Source organism: Bradyrhizobium sp. JR4.1, assembly GCF_040548605.1.
GTDB classification, from domain to species: Bacteria; Pseudomonadota; Alphaproteobacteria; order Rhizobiales; family Xanthobacteraceae; genus Bradyrhizobium; species Bradyrhizobium canariense.
Window position 1 is genome coordinate 16,772 of the sequence record NZ_JBEPRY010000045.1, and the last position, 18,843, is coordinate 35,614.

An 18,843-nucleotide genomic window follows, 5' to 3' on the forward strand; every position below is an offset into this window, starting at 1 on the left:
GGCTCATTGGCCGCTCAGGAAAGTGTCGAGAGTGTGGGTCGCCTTCCCAACCACCTTGGTCACAATGTCGTATTGCAGGCCCATAGCTGACAGCTGGACCTGCGCATCGAGCCATTCAGCCGAGCGGATGCTGCCCGCGTTCATGCCTTCGGCGGCCCTGCGCACACCTTGCATGGATTCTGTAAAACCGGCGCTCAGTTTTTCCATGCCACTGAGGATATCATCGGATAAGCGAGGAACGAGCGCCCCCCCGCCCTCCTCCGCAAGCTCGCCTCCAGCCATGATCAGCGGTTCGTCAGCTCGCTGCGATGGCACAGGCGGCTCGAGTGCGGCTCGAAACGCCTCGACGGATTCAGCCGATACTTTCGATGTCACTGGCACCTCGACCGCCAAAAACGCTGACCCTGTTTGCGGGAGGATACTACCTACGCTGCTCATTAGATGTCCTTTCCTGTGGTATGGCTGGCTCGGTCTGGTCCAAGGCTGTGAGGAACCCCTCGAGGCCGGGCTCGCCGCTTGGCAGGCTCCTGAGCACAGTATCGCGTTCGCTTAGCCGTCCATTAAGCCCAAGAGCCAGGGCCTGAAATGCCATCCCATATGCATCATTTGCTTTGGCAAGAGGATCGAGGCGGTCCAGCGCTGCTGCAACATCGCCTGCCGTCAGATCTGCGACCGCATAAGCAATGACACACTCCCGGCTGCCCGGCGCAATGACCTCAAGTCCCTTCGCGATCCGCCTCGCCCTCACCACGTCGCTCGTGACACAAGCCAAGAATGCCGTCTCCGTGAGACGTCGCAGGAGGCGGGAGCGGCTGTCGGGCGTCGCACAAGTCGACAACAAAGACATAGATGCCGAATCCCTTTCCCTAACCGAGTCATGTGTCGTTTGCCGATCATCCATGTTATGTCCTGCCACCGACCTCCGCCGGGAAAACATCGCGCCTGAGCTCCGAAAGGGCGCACGCTCGCAACACGGCCCGTGACCAAGCACTCACCTCGCCACCACATGACAAGAGCGTCTGCCGAGTGGCGTTGCGCGCTGGAAGCGATCTATTCTCATGATGATCTAATTCGGCGTCTCGCTCGGCGCCAATACAATACGGGCATGGAGTCATAACGGTAGCCTATGGATAATGGCGCCCTCCGTCAGCCGCTCGGTCCGGCACAAAGTGTGAGCTGCTCGCGGCGTTTCGTCCAAGGCGACTGCAGAACCCGATCCGCCGTCACTGCGATCCTCAACGTTACCTGCTTAAGGCCAAACATGCATACGGCCCGGCGACGAGTTCTTGCCGAACGAGTCATTTAACGCAACGACACGCATTTCCGGATTAGCGCCCCCGTCTCAAGCGCTCGCGCGGAGACGCACCGATCCATCGCGGGCGACTATGCCTTCATAGCGATCAAGTATTTCGCGCCATGTGCCGCCTCTAGTAGTGATGCCTGTCGGTGGCCTTGAGCGGCCAGCCCCGAGAGCAGGTCGTTGCCCCTTGAGCGGGGCTAGTGGCGCAAGCGGTTTCGAATCCTGCAGGCGCTACAGTGTGTTGGCAAGGAGACCGTCTGGGAGGGTCAATGAACCTCGATGACACGATGGAGGCTGCACGACAGACCATCGCACAGATGGATTGTCTTTTGACGCGGGCTCGCGAACAACTAGGCCGTTGTGCTTGGCCGTCGGGCGACACCAGCATGAGTGCCGCTTCAATTTCTGCATTTGTCGCCGATCAGGACGAAGCATTTCAAAGGGCGTATGCGGACGAGCAGGCGGCGCTCAGTCACATCCTGCCAAGCCCCCAATCAATGTCGCATGGTCCAAGCACCAAGCCGGCTCCACGGAGAGTGTGACATGATGAGGATGGCGGACGGTGAGCTATTGAATGGTGGTGATGCGACACACACCGAACGGCTGGCACAGCTCGCCATCGACTTCGTGGCAGGGCGCGCGGACCTAGCTAGCGTCGTTGGGATCACGGATGATGAGCTTGAGGCCTTATATGTATTTGGCCACCGCTACTATTCTTGCGGCAAGTATGAGGAGGCCCGGAATTTCTTTCGCTTCTTGTGCCTACACCGGCACATCGACGCACGATTCTGGTTTGGTCTGGCTGCTACTAGTCAGATGCTTGGGGACCCAGAGAACGCCATGCACGCCTATCGGTTCGCCGGGCTCCTGGATAGTGACGATCCGCAGATGCCGCTTCGTGCGGCGGAATGTTTCATCAAACTCGATCATCCCACAGCGGCCATCACCGCACTCGAGAATAGCTTGGCGCTGAGTGTCGGAAGGCCCGAACACAAGGCTTTGGCCGGGCGTGGGCTGATGATGCTTAACCGCCTCAAATCCCAACTTGGGTCCAGCCATGGATAGAGTGAACATGTGGGCGCTGACGAGCAAAACACTCCCCGAAGTCGGAACGCTGCCTTTCAGTGCCTCCGCCACCGGGCTTTCGGGCAATGGCTGCAAGACTGACGCCAACTTGTTGCGGCAATCAGTTTTCGGAGAGGCTGTCGCGTCAGGTTCGATTCCAGGATTATCGGCACCACGTGCGCTCGACACGATTGACCTCCTTACCACGTTTCTGGCTCTGAAGACCAAGATGACCGATGGACAGGTTGCAGCCGGAATAGAGGACGCGCGACACTGGGGAGAGCAGCAAAGGCAGTTGCACGAGCAAACCTCTAAAAGCAACATTGAAGCGGCAAAAAGATCGGCAGAAGCAAAGAAGAGCTCCGGCATCATGAAGCTCTTCGGATGGCTAGCGGTCGGATTGACGGTCCTGGCGGCCGTTGCCACCGGCGGAACTCTTGCAGTCATGGCGGCGGCAGTTAGCGTTGGAGTAGCGACTCTCATTGAGACGGGGCACATCGATAAGATGACGGCGGCAATTGTGAAGAGTCTCGAGAAAGACGGAGTCGAGGGCGGCAAGGCCAACACCTTGGGCGCGGTCATCACGATCGGAATCATATTCGCTATCTCGGTGCTAACGGTCGGCGCTGGCTTTGCTAATGCAGGTGCGAGTGGATTGCGTATCACCGCCTTGATACCGTCTAACTCTGTCAAGGCTGTTCAGATAGGCCAAAGAGTTTCGACGGCGGCTCGAGTCGGCGAGGCAGTGGCATCGCTGGGCGAGGCTGGCGCCGGCATCGCCAATGGCCTTCAGCAGAAGGAGGCAACAGACGCCCAGGCGGAAACGTTGGACATTAGCAGGTGCATTGCAAGATTGAGATCACTGCAAAGCGATGAAATGGACTTCATCAAGCAGCTGCTTCTCGACAGGACGATGACCACACGGAGGGTTGCCGAGGCCATTGAGGGGCAGAGTGTCTCCAACGCCAATCTCGTAAGGCATTTCGCCTGACAGGCTTGCGTGGGGCCACTTATCGAACCTAGGGAATGTAGCGATGGTATTTGCGATTGAACGTGAAACGACCGTTGGCGGGTACGACCTGCTGGATGCTGCCGTGCATCAACAGCCTCCGTGGGTGCCGACCTCTGCTACGGTCCGCGGCAGAAACGTGCCAGAAGGCGAGATCCCACGCCCTCTTGCAGATCCCGTTGAGGGGACGCGGGGTTGGGGATCAGTTGGCGTACCGGATCTCGCGGACGTTGTGATCCACGAGAAGCTTTCCAATGTCCAGGTCAAGCTGAAGGACTTTGTTACGGGGAACGACATATCAGCGGTCGCGGCGCTTATCGTTCGGCTCAATGCGGAGTTCCGCGAGGCGGCGAGGTCGGACCGGTCGGCTGCGCTTGATGACGAGATTGCTGCGCAGGAAGCTGCTGCCAAGGCGCTTCGCAATTCAGGGCTATGCCAGTTATTTGGCGCAATAGCCACCTCTGGCGGCGGGATGTTAGGTGCCGGCGTGAACCTCAAGGGCGCTCGCCAGATTCAATCCCGCTTCGACGAGCTGTACAAGGCCAAGATCCAGACGCCGCTCTCGAAGTCTAGCGTGGAGACGCCAGCCCCGAACAGCCCTTCAGGTCAAGCGCAGCGCTTTGACAAACAAGGCGAGCCGGAGCTCTACGACAAGCCTCACGACAAAGCGCAATGTACCCAAGCACCGGAGCGCGACGCGCGGCCCTTGGAAGATAACATCGAGATGACCCGTCGTCATGGGAGCAAAACATCAAGCAGCAATACACCTAGCGACCCGCTTAGGCTGGACACGCCCCATAGCATGACGGATCCACTTGAGTTTACGCGCGTTGTCCAGGCACAGACAGCAGCCCAGCAGGCGGCCATGAGATGGAATGGCATGGGCACAATCGCAACAGAAGCCTTTAAACTTCCGGGAGCCGGTCTGAACATGGGCGCGACGCACTACCAGGAGGAGAAGGCGAAGCTGGAGGCGCGCGGCACCAAGGCGCGGGCGCAGATGGAGGAAGAGAGGGAATTCATGGCAAGCTATGAGTCGGCGATTCAGGATTTTCTCGGCAAGCTTGCAGAAATTCGTCGCGCCGATACCGAGGCGAGAAGCAAGATTGTCTATATGGCTTGAGTGCATCGTTTGGACAAAAAAACTTCTTAGTTTGAGAATGACGTAAGATGATCAAGGCAATGTCTGGATACCAGACCTATGCGTGGGCCAACAGCGCAGGAAATGTTCTGCCGGGTGGCCTGTCTTTGGGCTCGATTATGACGCTGGTTCTGATGCAACGGCATGACATTTACCAGAATCAAATCCGATCTCAAACCGACGATATGCAGGCGCGCAACAATTTGCTGAGAGAAATGAATAAGGCGTTGGCTGCCCTGCGGACCAATCGACCTACCGATGGAAAGTCGGTTAGAGACTACGGCAGCTTCGTCGATTCGGAGGGCAAGACTCAGGATGTGTTTGATTGGATGCAGGCAAACGGCATCGCCATGGAGTCGGAGAATTCCGACAAGAAAGGTGTGCAGTCGCAGTTCGACGCTGCCATCACCAACCTTAAGGCGGCGATTGACAGCGACAATAGCGAAGGGCAGGTGGCGTTGATTTTTATGCAAGGGCTGCTTGATAAGCTCAGTCAGGTTGCAGCACTGATGTCTAACCTTCTTGCGAAAGATCAAAAGATCAAGGAGATCATTATTGGCAACTTTCGTTGAGGGGCCGCACCAGTAAATAGTGCAAGACGGGGTCCTCATCCCTGTTCTACCCAACTGTCCTCACACAGTTGCAATGAGCACAGGCGCAGCGGTGGATGGAATGTTGAATAGATGCGTATTCTTTCTCGGCAACGCTGCTTCCTCGATGCCTAGCAGGATTTTGCTAACGCTCCTTTGTCTACTGCTTACGCGATGTACCGGCTCCGACTCGATTGCTGAACGCGGTGTTCTGCTGGCTTCGCCAAGCGTCGGCTGGCACGCGTCGGAGCCCTCCTTCTCGGCGGGGAAACCGCAAGCACGTAGCTTTGAACTGCTGGCACAGCCGTCGACCCGGCCGGTCACCGCCTCGGTGGAGCGGCGGCTGCCCGTCACCTCCGACAGCACTCGCGTGAGCCTCGACTACGCCAATGCCGATATTCGGCAAGTTGTGAATGACGTCGTGGGCGACATTATGAGCATGCCTGTCATCATCGATCCGGGCGTTGGGGGAAAAATGACACTTCGGACTTCGGGCAAAGTCCCCGTGAGTGATGTGCCACGATTACTCGACCAAGCGCTAGCACCATACGGCTACGGACTGGCCGTGGTTGACCGCGGAGTTCGGGTGGGGCGCTTGGTCGATCTCGCCGGCGGAGTACGAAGCGATGTCCAAGTGGTTCCCGTGCGCTATGTCGATCCAGCCGATGTCATCAAGGTGATCCGACCAAACGTCGAGGAGAGCGTGCGTCTGACACCCGCGCCGGGAGAACAAGGTATTGCCATAAGTGGACCGCCGGGTTCGGTGAGTTCCGTGCGCGAACTCATCGGCTTACTTGACACTGATGCTATGGCTCACAAATCGTTCGCACTGTATACGCTGGCTCATGCGAGTCCGGCCGCCGTAGAGCGAGAACTCAGTTTCTTGTTCAACCAGAATGACCAGGGCAGAGCGCGCGTTCGGCTTGCGGCACTCGAGCGGCTGAACGGCATTCTTGTGGTAGCGGACGACCCTGTGCTAACTCAGCAAGTTCGTCGAGCTATCGCGAAGCTGGATAAGACGTCGGAAGCGGCGGCAAACGTTCACGTGCGTCCACTTCGGTACCGAAAGGCTACGGAAGTGGCGCAGGTGCTAGCACGAATCTTTGGCGCTCAGCCGCCCAGTGTCGTATCTCGCGCGCAGCCCGCGGGAGAGTTTGGGAAGTTGTCAATCGGAAGCGCATCCGATCGATCGAGTTTGCCCCTAAACGTTCCCGGCCTATCGGACGAAAGATCGGATGCGGCCGCGTCAGCAACCCAAGCAAAGGACGATGCGGCGGTCTCCGCAGTCAGTCTTGGCCTGTCGGCGCCGGTCCGGATCCAGGCAGACCCCAGCCAAAATGCACTCGTGATCTTGGCAACGCCGACCGACTACAAAATCATCGAAGCCGCAGTCCATCGGCTTGACGTCAAGCCGCGGCAGGTCCTGATCCAGGTCATTGTCGCGGAGGTGCGGTTGAGCGATCATTTGCGATACGGTGTCGACTATCTTCTTTCCTCTCTGGATTTGGGTGCCGTTCCACAAGGTGGTTTGTCCTATGTGTTCCCAAATAGGGATGTCAACGTTGTGCTACGCGCGCTAAGCGGCCTCGGGGACGTCAAGGTCGTATCGGCGCCACGTATTCTCACAGTTGACAACCAAACCGCGACAATTGAAGTGGGCGATCAGGTTCCCGTCCTCGCGCGATCCTCACAATCCACGCTAAGCCAGAGTTCATCGATTGTGAGCGACGTCGAACTGCGCGACACGGGGGTCATTTTGGCCGTAACGCCAAGCATCGGCGCCGGGGGTAGCGTGACGCTCGACATCTTTCAGGAGGTCAGTACGGCGAACAAGAACACACTGACCAACGTCCAATCCCCGGTCATTTCGGTACGTCGCCTCCAAAGCACCGTATCGACACGAAACGGTGATACGATCGCGATTGGCGGTTTGATGCAGGATAGCACCAACCGGATGGAGTCTGGGGCTCCCGTGCTGAAGGACATTCCGTTGTTGGGACCTCTATTCGGTAGCACGGAGCACGCCAAAGACCGAACCGAACTCTTGGTATTACTGAATCCTCGGGTGGTTGAGAGTGGCCCCGACGCGCGGGCTTTGACTGAGGAGCTGCGGGAGAAGTTCGAATCGCTAGCGCCCGATCTCGGCCGCCACCTGATGCCCAAACGTAAGCGTGTTCTCAGTCCGCGGCTTTGAGGGCTTGGGCGCGGTAGGCGCAGGGCAGAAACTGTGCGATGTCGTGGTTGGGACAGCCGCCGGTGACCTTAATCAGGACGTCAGAGTCGGGCAAGCGGATCGACATCGTTAAGCTTTGCTGCCTTGACCAGGGACGCGACGACAGTCCAGTGTTGGGACCCACCGCCGGATCCGGCAAGCAGCACGTTTTTTGTGGGGATGTCCCGATCGGTGTTGAAACGAATCTTGCGCGGCCGCGTCGAGTGCTGCTAGAGTTCGCGGGAAAGCCCGCCACGTCCACTCCCAGACTTCGCAAGGCCGAGGTGCGATCCGCGGGATCGTCAAGCCTCTCGGTCTGTGTGACCAGGTGCTGTTGGAACCCGCGTGAAAGCCCCGTCGCGCACAGTCCGAGGTCCTCCAGAGCGAGGACGCGATTTGCGGGCTCGTCAAGCTTGTCGGCGAGGGTGACGAGGCGCTCCTGGAGTGTAGGCTCAAGCGTTGCCACCCGGCACCACATCCAGAGGCTCCGCCAGACGACGCTCGCCGCCTTGGAGGAACTCCTTGGACCAGCCATAATACATTGCGGCGGCGATGCCCTCGCCACGGCAGAGCTCGGGGATATTCTCCTCGCCCGCCGCCCTTCCAACACGAACGGATCTTATCTTCAGCTGAATACTGCCCGCGTCTCTGGCGCAGAATGTCCTTTACCACTTGTTCTCCGAGCGCTCTGGGCGGTCCGGGTTTTCTGCTTCATATTCGCTCCTGGCGGCCACGATGAAGCAGTAATCCTCCTGCCCCTTCGCAAAACCGTAAATTTGTCTCTCAAGCCCTGACGGCGAACACATCACCGCTGCGATGCTCTGGATTAGAGCCGTCAATGCGGCCTAGCTTTCGCAAGGTGAATGGCTTTCAAACTAAGAAACCGGTTGAAGCGGTTGCGCCAACGCGGGGTCCATTTCACGGCATCCTATGGCCGGGAGGCGCGGTCGGCGGCGTACCGACACTCGATGTATCCAAGATCTGATGCTCACGATGTGCTTTTAACGCTAGCCATTCCGTCCATGAAATGGCATCCGCTTTTTCAAGAGGCTGTTCTTTTGCATACTGAAAAAATGTGTTCATCAGCTCGCTTTTCTCGTTCCGCAACACCTTGTTTAACGCCTTGCTTGTTGGAAATTCGTCGCGTCTTCTTAATTTTATCTGGCGTTCTATGATGTGCGCACATTGCACTTTGTCGGAATTGTGCAACATGTCTGCCAAGGTCATCAGCAGCGTTGTACGCCCTATGCCGCCCCGGCAATGAAAATGCAAATGAACATCACCCGCACGGGCGAGGTTTCGCAACTCCGATACAAGCTTATCTATTTCAGCATCGGTGGGGCGCGCATGATCTGGTGTCGGAATGCGCAGATATGCCACACCCTTTCTTTTAACTAATTCCTCTTCCGTTTCTATTTTCACTTTACCGAAATCGAGAACCTTTGGAGGCGCCGAAGAAGCCTTTCCTTTTACGACACTCCCGGATTCTATGGTCAGACCAAAAGGAAATTTAGTCGGTAGTTTTGCGAGCTTCTTTGTCTCCTTCGCGGGAATAATTTCAGCAGGCTTTTCCACGTTACCCCAGTTATAATTATCTGCAGCATACCAGGATATTGGTTCTCCATTTGCGAATCCATGGAACTCTTGCCTAGTATCTATAATGACGATCCGTTTTGGACGTGTCAGTGTAATTAGTTCTTCTAGCTGCCGCTCAGAAAATTGTTCACTCCCAGACAAGCTTAAACCGTCAAACCCGGTCAAGTCGCAACTCTCCATCCCGGATGTATCGGATGTGGTGCGAAAGGTAGAGGGTTCAATCATGTCATATACAAGCGTTGGGGGATTTTGGTCGGATATTTTCTTCGGTATTGTTGTCGGTGGAATTCTAAATGGCGTGCGTGACTCGACGCTCGATGAGGCTGGAGCGCAAGCGCCGAGATCGGAATCTGGCGCCGGCATTTGATATGAAAGACCGACAGGCTTGCCGGGACCACACCGCATAAGTCTCTCCTTTGAGCAGCAAAAAGATAGCCCCATCAAAATGACGCAGGCTAGGTACGGCAGGTCGCCGCGCACTACCCAGCTCCAGCACTGAACGGAGCGTGCACTCCGAGGCGCGGCAAACCAAGCACGAGCGAGCTGCGTTCCGCATCCTGACACGGCAAAACAAATCCTTCACCTACCGGCTTGCGGGGGGGGGAGCGGTGGCGCTGTTTAACGCTTCGCCACTACTCGGGCTGCTTCCATGCGCGCGGAAGCCATCCTGCGCGGGCTCATCCACAGCTAGTAGCTCGTCGCAGTAATTTTGATTCTTTGGATATGCCTGGATAAGCGCTGCCCAGTTTGGTGCGAGCTTTGTCCGCTGTAAACATCCAGTTGATACGGGCGCGAATTTTGTTTCGCTGCCGCTCCCATGCTGCGATCTCGCTTCTAAGGCGCTTTGGATCGACGATCCGCCGGCCGAGACACTGCCCTTGGAGCGCGCCGATCTAGATCTCGACCATATTGAGCCAACTGGCGTGTTTCGGGGTGTAGTGGAAACTCGATGCGGCGGGCCTCGGCGGGGCAAAGGCTTGTTAGAGCGCGCCGGGGGCATGGATCGACAGATTGTCTTGCACGACACCGATGCAGGCGGCCTTGGGGTCATGGACATCGACGAGTTCGCGCATGCCGTGAGCACAATCCACGGCGGTGCGCCGCTCGGTGACTTTGACCTTGCGCCAAACTCGATGCGGATCGAAGGCAACGAAGAGATTGGCCGTGCCGTTGCGGCGGTACCGCCGCCGCTCAGCATCGCCGCCAGTTCCTCTCGCTCGGCTTGGCTCAATTCGATCCGGTACCATACATTTATCGTTCGCCTCCCTATTGGGGGCTCCGGAGTCGATCCATGAGTCAAAAATCAGACGCACGCCCTACCAAGTAGCAGGGCCATGATCTGGCTTTCATCTATACCTACTCGCACGCGCTCGGACGCCCATGCATCGCGTTTTGGCATTGCGAAGCCGCGGTGTGCACGTGGCAGCGGTTTCACGCGAGCTCCAGGAACGCCTCGTCCCATGGCGGAGGGACTCGCCGATCCCACAAACCGCGTCTTGGCCTTGCGGAGCGTCGGGGCAGCCGTGGCGGAGCTTCCCCGCGAGCTCCAGCGGCGTCTGTCTGTCCTCGCCGAGAGTCTTCCTCAGCCTGCGGATCGGGCTCGAGCCTTGGCAGCATTGGGGTCGCAGGAGGTACGGGACGATTTGCAAGTCTGCCTCAACGGCCTCCGCTAAACGGCGCGACTGCTTCCAGTCAAGCCTCTGCCTCCAAAATCGGGGCGATCTTAGTCGGCCAGCACTCCAAACATAAAACGGCCTGCGTCTCACCCGACAAGCACGCCGCGACAACCCTTGCCAATTGCGGCATGTCATGCCGATCAGCCGTATGTGTGAGTAACCTCCGAAAATCGCTGGTCCCTGCTCATTCAAACCGGCTATTGGACGCTGAGCATGTTGTTCCTGAAAGGCATAACCTCATCAGCTGATCCCATATCGAAATTGTATTGGCTTCTGGTCGACCGTGAGTACATGGAGAAGTGGATGCTACTCCGTTGAGTGGCTGGCTGCTCTTCTCCCAGGAAGTAGGTTCCGACAAATACGATGTCCTGGAGACGTAGGCCCAGTGAAAACTACTGTTGTGGTTCGGTAAGTCGCCGTGATGGTGAATGGTGTGTCCTGCCGAGCGCTTCAACGCGGCTGAGCCAGGTGGCCCAGTCCCACAGCGGTCAAAGTTAGCGGTGAGTTAGATGCAACTAGCGATAAGGGCTGCGATGTCGTGCATCACACCACGTGGCCGTTCAATTCCTGTGGCGGCCCCGGTGCCGACGTGTGTGCGTAGCAGGGATATAGCTTGGTTCTCGCAATTGATCGAAGAGGCGAATCTAGACGCCTGCGAGGGGGCCGATCGCGCACCTGATTGCAAGGATTTCGACAATGATCCGCATGATCTGGCCGAAAGCGAAAGCGCCACGTCTTCTTCCTTGATTGTCGGTTCGATCATCGGTGCCATGCCGGACCCTATACGGCGTCGGCGAGCGCCCGAAGAGCTTTCGCGATTGGTCGAACTCACTGAGTTGACCAGGAGGATTACCGAGCACACTTTGGTCAGCCAAGATTGTGCCGGCAATACCGAGGTGCAGATCATGCTGAACCGCGAATTGTTCGGCAATGCGCGTGTAATCGTCAGTTTCCAGCATGATACCCTAAGGGTTTGCATCGAATCCGAGCGGCTTTGGCCTATCCTGCAGGTACATGGTCATCCATTTGCGCGCGATTTGTCCGATCGACTTGAAATGCGCATCGTGATGGTCGTCTTCGCCCACAGCTCAATATCGGACGAACAAGGCAGCAACCGGCGATCTCGCGGATTTGAGACACTACTCTACTATGAAGTTGAGAAGCGCGCGTGATCGATCTGCCTTGCTATGGCCCACGTGAGGCCGTCGCCGTTTCGCGTCTTGCTACACGTCTGCCAGTCTCCTTCAACATCGCTGGCATCGACGTGGAAGCTGTCATGCCAGGTTCGACACCTCCGCGCCGTCCGGCGGATTACTGCCAGGCCGTGATGCGCCCAAGCGGCCACAGGATTCGCGTGGCAGTTGACTCGACGCTCCTTCCGGCGGCTGCTGTGCAACATTGGCCGGAAATTACCGCATTTCCTCCGGGTGACGGCCTGCGAGAAATCCTGTTCGACATTGTCTTCCGAGATCTCGCGATCCAGGTGGAACAATGGTGTGGGCATCGGCCGATCTGGTCTTCGGCCGGGAGCATTGAAGCGTTTCCCTACGCATTTGAGATTCTTCGCTTGGAGCGTCCGGGCGATATCCTCGGGATGGTCGAATTCGATGGCGGTGGACTGCAATGGATCGCCGACTGCTGCTCTACGCTTCCCGTCGTGTGCGCCGTGCTCGATGATCTGCCCGTTTCTGTCGATCTGCTGGTCGCCGGCATCAGCCTTATCTTGACGGATCTGCATCAACTCGCTTCAGGGGACGTCGTCCTGCTGGATACCACGCCCGTCGACCATGACGGCGTCATGACTGTTCTTCTATGCCTCTCTGGCGGTCCTTGCTTTCGAGCTTCGATCTTCGATGGCCGCCTTGCCATCCTTTCAACTGTGGACTGTATGATGGATAGACCGGATCCACTCCCGCCGGAAACCTTCGACAGCATTGATCTTCCTGTTGATGTGGATGCTGGACGTCTGACCATGCCGCTCAGGCAGCTTCGCGAATTGGCTGTCGGCCAAGTGCTGGATCTTGGTTTTGATGCCACTACCAACATCAGTTTGCGCGTCAATGGCCAGGTCGTCGCAACCGGTGAACTGGTGCGCATCGCCGAGCGAACAGGTGTGCGCGTGCTCGACCTGCGATTAGCACGAGCAGAACGATGATGGCGCAGCCTGATCCCGCGACGCTGATCGTCCTAATCGCCTGCGTCGCGATCGCCCCCTTCGTTGCTATTACCGTCACCTCTTACGTGAAGCTCGTCGTCGTCTTTGGGCTCATTCGCAATGCTCTCGGCGTTCAGAACATTCCGCCGAACATGGCGCTGAATGCGATCGCCATCCTGCTCTCGGTCTACATCATGCAGCCAGTGGCTAAAGGTGCGTATGAAGCAGTGCGCGACAAACCAATCGCATCCCAAGATATCCGCGAATTAGGGACAACGATAACGCTAGCTGCTGAGCCAGTTCGCAACTTTCTCCTGAAGAACACGTCGCAACGGGAACGGCAATTCTTCGTCAATGCGGCTCGGGGATTGTGGAGCAAGGAGGACGCCGCCGCCATAAGCGGCAGCGAATTTATGATTTTGATTCCGACCTTCATGACATCCGAACTGGAAGACGCGTTCAAAATCGGCTTCTTATTGTTTCTGCCGTTTATCGTCATTGATCTCGTCGTTTCGAACATCCTTCTGGCAATGGGCATGATGATGGTCTCGCCAATGACCATATCCTTGCCATTCAAGCTGTTCTTGTTCGTTGCCGTGAACGGGTGGCAGCGCCTAATTCATGGCCTCGTCTTCTCCTACGCGGGAGCAGCACCATGAATACCGCCACTCTCACCAACATTGCCATTGGCGCGCTCAAACTGACACTTGTCCTGTCGATGCCCACAGTCCTCGTCGCTACGGGCGTCGGGCTGATCGTCAGTGTTATGCAAGCTCTGACCCAAGTTCAGGAGCAGACACTCTCTTTCGCCGTGAAGCTGATATGCGTGAGCCTGATGCTGGCCGCCACCGCGAATTGGTTTGGTGAGCTTAGCCGGTATACGGTGAACATCTTCGACCAGATCGCCGGGATGTAAGTCTGGGGCCCAACGGACTTGCTAAATTTGCCTCTCTTCGCCGGGCGGCACGCAACAAGAACGACCCCACCAGCTGGGCAAGCGCTAGAGTAGTCCATTCCATGTCACCACTTGATCCAGCTCACCTGCGTACTTTCCTTGTTGTCCTGCCGCTTGCGATGGCACGGGTGACAGGGATGGTGCTTGTCATGCCCTTTCTGGGACGCGGTATGGTGACGGCGCCGGCGCGCAACGGCGTGATCATGGCATTGGCGCTCCCGGCAATGGGGTTTGCTTGGGCAACGAGGCCTGCGGATCTCGACATCACACGTCTGATGCCGATCCTGGGCCTGGGGCTCAAGGAACTCTTGCTCGGGTGCCTCCTGGGCATGCCAGTTGCCGCGACTATGTGGGGTGTGGAAAGCGCGGGCACGTTCATTGACCATCAGAGGGGAGCCACGATGACAAGCCTCTTGAGCCCGGGAAACCTCAATCTGGACTCGCCGCTTGGGACCTTCCTAGCTCAGCTTTACGCTACATGGCTGTTCGTCAGCGGCGGCTTTTCCAAACTATTAGAAGCGCTCTATCGCTCCCATGAAATCTGGCCGCTGTGGAGCTTTCACCCTGCATTTGGTCCGGCCTTCGTCACCGGTATGTTAGATCTTGCAGACCTCGTGATGCTGCTGACATTGCTTCTCGCCGGTCCAGCCATTGTTGCGATGTTTCTCAGCGAATTCGGCTTGGCACTGGTCAGCCGGTTCGCGCCGCAACTGGAGGTCTTCTTTCTCGCTATGTCGGTCAAGAGCGCAGTTGCCCTTCTGCTGCTGATTCTATCGCTCACGATTGTTTTGGCCAATGCCGACAAGCATATGCCGTCGCCTGTCGCGATCGTCAATCGCGTCGCCAGGTGACTGTCGTGACCGGCAGAAAGACCGAAAAGCCGACCCCCAGGAGGCTGCGGGGCTTGCGCAAGAAGGGACAGGTTCCGCACAGTAAGGAAGTCGTGTCGGCGGCGGTGACCCTTGGGTTCTTCGCGCTGTTCTTCGCCTCTTTGCCTGGCCTAGTAGACCGACTTAAGGCAACGATCCTGTTGCCCGTATCGTTTCTTGAAGAGGACTTCCTAATTGTCAGCCGACAGCTACTCGAGTTTTATTTCGGTGAAGTACAAAGTATGGTCGCACCTTTCCTCGGCATCGTCCTGGTCATTGGCGTGGGCGCTAACCTGCTGCAGAACGGGGCGATTTTCTCCCCCGAGGCTGTCACGCCATCGCTGAAAAAGCTGAACCCCGGTGAGAATGTCAGAAGGATAGTCTCGCTGCAGAATCTCTTCGATCTGGGTAAGGCGATCGTGAAGGTGCTGATACTCAGCCTCGTCATAATGCTTGTGCTGCGCCAAGGTGTGCATGCGCTTGTGTGGACGCCGAGCTGTGGCATATCATGCCTAAGTGCCGTGACGGGTAACCTGCTGCTCGGGATCGCTAGTTATGTGGGGGCGAGCTATCTTGTGCTGGCAATTGCGGATTTTGCGTTCCAGCGATGGCAGTTCACGAACAAGAATTTGATGTCGCTGGACGAAGTCAAACGAGAAGCTAAGGAAAATGAGGGCGACCCTCTGATCAAAGACCGACGCAGGCGCCTCCATTCGCAATTGTTAGCCAGGGACGCGATTGAGCAGTCGCGTAGAGCGACCGTGTTGATCACCAATCCCACACATATTGCAGTGGCGATCTACTACGATCGGCAGCGCACCCCCCTGCCCATGATCGATGCCATAGGTACCGATCTCTTGGCGCAGCAAATGATTGATGCCGCGGCCGCTGCGGGGGTGCCGGTGATGCGAAACATTCCGCTGGCGCGCGCGCTCCTGAAGGACGGCCTGGTGGATGAGTATATTCCATCGCACCTGATTGTACCTCTCGCGACGGTTCTGCGGGCGCTCGGAAAACTGGCGGCTGAGACCGGTTATCGGTCCTGACTTCAGCTTGGTTCTCGCAGTTTTGAACAGCCCGCCGCCGGTGCGACGGATCTGCCGTTCTTGTAGCAGCCATAGGCAAGAGATATTGCTTCATAATGAACATCTATTTGTTCTCGAGATAATGCGCGTCTATCTTCATGTACGTGGGAGAGGAAATGGGCGCTGCCCAATGCGACGGTCCCATCGGGCTCGAGATCTTGCCGCCAAGATGCATGTCGACGTGAGTGGCCTCTCTTGGAGATCCGTTCGTCCCCTACTTATCAGCCTAAGGCGGAATAATCGATGCTCTTCGCGGTCGCTTGGACATTTATTGGCCATAGCACTAGCTGTGATGGTGACGGTACCGAGATGCTTGCGGAAGCATGGCGTTGGGGTTTATCGCGCGACGAAACGACTTCAGTTTGCCTAGTAGATAGTATTCGACGAGGTGACGCTGCGCGGAGAGATGTTTGTCGAGTGGGTACTTCGGCAACCGAATAGCGATCTTGAGAATAGCGGCTTGCGCGCCTTTGTCGGCGGCAGCCCGGATGATGATGGCTGTGGAGCACTAGGAAGAACTCATCCATTTGCCGCTTTGTAGGAGGTGAATCATGAGGGGTATTGACGAACGCGGCAAGGCGCCGATGGTGGGATATGAGACCAACGAAGCCAATGGCGCGGACGATTCTCCCACTGGGCCGGCGATTAATCTCGAAGGAAGCGGCCCGTCCCGTTCTGTCGTGGAGCAGACACGCTCTAACCCTCAAGGATCGAATGCTGCTGCGCTGCCTATCGAAGGGCACGGCCCTCATCTGACGATGGACGTACTCGGTGTAATTGCTGAGCAGCTCAGCCCGATCGATCCGTTGATGACGTCGAAGACAAGTCGCCGACTGCGTGATGCCGCCCAGCTATCTGCGGAGCTTCACGAAACGCGTCAGAACCTGACCAGAGGGCGGCAGGAGCACCTCGTCGCACTCGCCGAAGGGCTTAACGACCCCGAGCATCGCGTCTCCGTCATAGAGTACCTCGGGGAACGCATGGGAGAGCTTGCGCCAACGCTCCAAGGACGTCTCGTTGTCCTCGCCGAGGGGCTTAAAGCCCCCGAGCATCGCGTCTCGGCCGTGTGGGGCCTCGGAGCGCACGTGGCAAGGCTTTCGCCCGCGCTCCAAACGCGCCTCTTCATCCTTGCCGAGGGGCTCGACGACCCCGAGCATCGCGTCTCCGTCATCGGGGCCCTCGGAGCGCGCGCAGGACAGCTTACGCACGCGCAGCAGGAGCGCCTTGTTACCCTCGCCGAGGGGCTTGACGACCCCGAGCATCGCGTCTCCGTCATCGAGGGCCTCAGGGAACGCATCGGAGACTTTGCGCCTACGCTCCAAGAGCGCCTCATTGTCCTCGCCGAGGGCCTTAGCGACCCCGAGCATCGCGTCTCGGCCGTGTGGGACATCGGAGCGGGTGCGGCAAGGTTTTCGCCCGCCCTCCAAGAGCGCCTCGTCGTCGTCGCCGAGCAGCTTAACGACCCCGAGCATCGCGCTCAAACTATGATGGGTATTGGAGCGCATGTGGGAGAGTTTGCGCCCACGCTCCAGGAGCGCCTCATCGTCCTCACCGAGGGACTTGACGACCCCGAGCATCGCGCCCAAGCCTTGGAGGGCCTCACGGGCGTCGGAGAGCTGGCGCCCGCGCTCCAGGAGCGCCTCATCACTCTCGCCGAAGGACTTCACGACTCCGCGCATAGGGCCTCTGCGGTGGAGGGCCTCGGAGTGCGCGTGGCAGACTTGGCGCCCGCACTCCAAAGGCGCCTCATCGCTCTCGCCGAAGGGCTAAACGAATCCAGCCATCGTGCTCAAGCCTTGGAGAGCCTTGGAGTGCGCGTAGGAGGGGTTTCACCCCCGCTGCAAGAGCGCCTCGTTACACTCACCGAGCAGCTTGACGAGCCCGAGGATCGTGTCTTGGCCCTACGAAGCCTCGGAGTGGGTGTGGAAGGGCTTGCGCCCGCGCTCCAGGGGCGCCTGCTCACCCTCGCGGAGCGGCTTAACGAGCCCGAGCATCGCGTCTCGGCACTATGGGCTCTTGGAATGCATGTGGGAGGGCTTTCGCCCTCCTTCCAGCTGCGCCTCGTTGCCCTCGCTGAGCGGCTGGCTCAGCCCGAGGATCGCATCTCGGCGCTATGGGCCCTAAGGGCGCATGTAGGCCGGCTAGCGGTCCCGGTCCAGGAGCGCCTCGTCGGCCTTGCCGAGGTGTTCAACAGTCCCGGGCATCGTGTCGTGGCCTTGCAAGGCCTCGGAGAGGGCCTGGCGGAGTTTGCGCCCGAGCTGCAGAAGCGCCTCGTCACCCTTACCGAGGGGCTGGACGACCCTGCGCATCGTGTTTCGGCTTTGCAGAGCCTCGGGGGAAACCTGGTACGGGTTGCTCCCGCAGTTCAGGAGCGCCTTGTTGCCCTGGCGGAGGGATTTATCGATCCTGAGCATCGGGTCTCGGCGCTGCGACATCTCGAGGCAGGCATGGGAGGACTCCCGCGCGACCTCCAGCGGCGCCTAGCTGCCATTGCCGAAGGCTTTGCCCAGCCTAGCTATGAGGCTCAAGCCTCGACGGCACTGTGGCCGTAGGAGGCGCGACGATCCGATGCGTGGATTCCGCAAACACTGGTTTGACGATGTCGCAACAGAAGCCTAGCGGCTTGCTTTCATTGGGTCGCTGGACGGCTAAGCATTACGCCCGTGGCTCAGCTGGATAGAGCGCCCCCTCCGAAGGCAGGTGTCAAGCCGGCCGGTGCGAAAAGTGAGGAAGAAAGCGTATTGTACTGCAATGGCTTGCAAGGGCTGCGCGTTGGGGTTACCTCAGACGCGAAATCCGCGTAAGCACTGCGTAAGCAGTAAGCACCCGTAGCTCAGCTGGATAGAGCGTCGCCCTCCGAAGGCGAAGGCCACACGTTCGAATCGTGTCGGGTGCGCCATTTCATTGTCAATCTTGGTAGCGAACTCAGCCCAGTATCTTAGAACGGGACGATCCCGGGCGTCATGTTCAAAAAGTGTCACTCCTTGTCGTGTTCGCGCTCCGCCCGGCGCGTCATTGTGCTCCGACATTTTTCCAACGCGGTCCAAATAGTCGTCCGTTAAGAAGCCCGATTGAGCGGTTTGGATGGGTGATCGTTCGTAAGCGCGAATTTCCCTGCACCTTTTGCTTTTGAGTGCTCTGATGCATGAGGTGTCCACCAAAATAGGTGGACACCTTGTGATGGCAGACG

At 58.0% G+C, this 18,843-nt stretch carries 15 protein-coding genes, 1 tRNA gene and 3 pseudogenes; 14 read left to right on the forward strand and 5 right to left on the reverse strand.

Translation table 11 applies throughout. From position 1 onward, the window contains the following. Positions 1-3 precede the first annotated feature (3 nt). On the reverse strand, positions 4-375 hold the full coding sequence (locus tag ABIB90_RS39725) for an EscF/YscF/HrpA family type III secretion system needle major subunit (protein ID WP_198034890.1): 372 nt from the start codon (positions 373-375) through the stop codon (positions 4-6). Between the two features lie 1,194 nt (positions 376-1,569). Here ABIB90_RS39725 and ABIB90_RS39730 point away from each other — a divergent pair. The 6 genes from ABIB90_RS39730 (at position 1,570) to ABIB90_RS39755 (ending at position 7,299) form a co-directional block, all read left to right on the forward strand. Further along, the gene (locus ABIB90_RS39730; RefSeq protein WP_198034891.1) at positions 1,570-1,842 is read left to right on the forward strand and encodes a hypothetical protein; all 273 of its coding nucleotides are present in this window, start codon (positions 1,570-1,572) and stop codon (positions 1,840-1,842) included. A gap of 1 nt (position 1,843) precedes the next feature. Then, entirely contained in the window at positions 1,844-2,365 is a 522-nt protein-coding gene (locus ABIB90_RS39735; RefSeq protein WP_354101482.1) for a SycD/LcrH family type III secretion system chaperone, read from the forward strand. 7 nt (positions 2,366-2,372) lie between these two features. Beyond that, positions 2,373-3,356, forward strand: coding sequence for a hypothetical protein (locus ABIB90_RS39740; protein WP_354202799.1), 984 nt, complete (start codon positions 2,373-2,375; stop codon positions 3,354-3,356). Positions 3,357-3,399: 43 nt separating this feature from the next. Further along, on the forward strand, positions 3,400-4,497 hold the full coding sequence (locus ABIB90_RS39745; protein WP_354202800.1) for a hypothetical protein: 1,098 nt from the start codon (positions 3,400-3,402) through the stop codon (positions 4,495-4,497). 47 nt (positions 4,498-4,544) lie between these two features. After that, positions 4,545-5,087, forward strand: coding sequence for a hypothetical protein (locus ABIB90_RS39750; protein ID WP_354202801.1), 543 nt, complete (start codon positions 4,545-4,547; stop codon positions 5,085-5,087). A gap of 388 nt (positions 5,088-5,475) precedes the next feature. Beyond that, a complete protein-coding gene (locus ABIB90_RS39755; RefSeq protein ID WP_198034893.1) occupies positions 5,476-7,299 on the forward strand; it encodes a secretin GspD/PilQ domain-containing protein in 1,824 nt (607 codons plus the stop codon). Positions 7,300-7,805: 506 nt separating this feature from the next. On the opposite strand, the pseudogene ABIB90_RS39760 reads toward ABIB90_RS39755, so the two are convergent. The 3 genes and pseudogenes from ABIB90_RS39760 to ABIB90_RS39770 form a co-directional block, all read right to left on the reverse strand. Further along, a pseudogene (locus ABIB90_RS39760) lies at positions 7,806-7,989 on the reverse strand (IS3 family transposase); the annotation flags it as partial. A 246-nt stretch (positions 7,990-8,235) separates the two neighbouring features. Further along, entirely contained in the window at positions 8,236-9,078 is an 843-nt protein-coding gene (locus ABIB90_RS39765) for a phosphatase domain-containing putative toxin (RefSeq protein ID WP_198034894.1), read from the reverse strand. 512 nt (positions 9,079-9,590) lie between these two features. After that, positions 9,591-10,094 (reverse strand): annotated as a pseudogene (locus ABIB90_RS39770) (transposase); the annotation flags it as partial. 1,121 nt (positions 10,095-11,215) lie between these two features. Here ABIB90_RS39770 and ABIB90_RS39775 point away from each other — a divergent pair. The 6 genes from ABIB90_RS39775 (at position 11,216) to ABIB90_RS39800 (ending at position 15,614) form a co-directional block, all read left to right on the forward strand. Beyond that, the gene (locus ABIB90_RS39775; protein WP_354101715.1) at positions 11,216-11,761 is read left to right on the forward strand and encodes a hypothetical protein; all 546 of its coding nucleotides are present in this window, start codon (positions 11,216-11,218) and stop codon (positions 11,759-11,761) included. After that, complete coding sequence (locus ABIB90_RS39780; RefSeq protein WP_156949079.1) at positions 11,758-12,744, forward strand: FliM/FliN family flagellar motor switch protein; 987 nt, start codon at positions 11,758-11,760, stop codon at positions 12,742-12,744. Before ABIB90_RS39775 ends, ABIB90_RS39780 begins: the two co-directional genes overlap by 4 nt. Continuing rightward, positions 12,741-13,403: a type III secretion system export apparatus subunit SctR gene (gene sctR, locus ABIB90_RS39785; protein ID WP_027520097.1), complete on the forward strand. Its 663-nt coding sequence runs from the start codon at positions 12,741-12,743 to the stop codon at positions 13,401-13,403. The genes ABIB90_RS39780 and sctR overlap by 4 nt, the downstream gene beginning before the upstream one ends. After that, the gene (gene sctS / locus ABIB90_RS39790) at positions 13,400-13,660 is read left to right on the forward strand and encodes a type III secretion system export apparatus subunit SctS (protein WP_027520098.1); all 261 of its coding nucleotides are present in this window, start codon (positions 13,400-13,402) and stop codon (positions 13,658-13,660) included. The genes sctR and sctS overlap by 4 nt, the downstream gene beginning before the upstream one ends. A 101-nt stretch (positions 13,661-13,761) precedes the next feature. After that, positions 13,762-14,550 (forward strand): type III secretion system export apparatus subunit SctT, encoded by a 789-nt coding sequence (sctT, locus tag ABIB90_RS39795; RefSeq protein WP_354101717.1) that lies wholly within the window; start codon positions 13,762-13,764, stop codon positions 14,548-14,550. Between the two features lie 5 nt (positions 14,551-14,555). After that, complete coding sequence (locus ABIB90_RS39800; RefSeq protein ID WP_354202802.1) at positions 14,556-15,614, forward strand: EscU/YscU/HrcU family type III secretion system export apparatus switch protein; 1,059 nt, start codon at positions 14,556-14,558, stop codon at positions 15,612-15,614. 382 nt (positions 15,615-15,996) lie between these two features. Here ABIB90_RS39800 and ABIB90_RS41760 read toward each other — a convergent pair. Further along, positions 15,997-16,137: pseudogene (locus tag ABIB90_RS41760) on the reverse strand (IS5/IS1182 family transposase); the annotation flags it as partial. 67 nt (positions 16,138-16,204) lie between these two features. Between ABIB90_RS41760 and ABIB90_RS39810 the strand changes: the two are divergent. Beyond that, positions 16,205-18,205, forward strand: a complete 2,001-nt coding sequence (locus tag ABIB90_RS39810) for a hypothetical protein (RefSeq protein ID WP_354202803.1) — start codon at positions 16,205-16,207, stop codon at positions 18,203-18,205. Between the two features lie 270 nt (positions 18,206-18,475). Further along, positions 18,476-18,552, forward strand: a tRNA-Arg gene (locus tag ABIB90_RS39815). Positions 18,553-18,843: the final 291 nt, after the last annotated feature.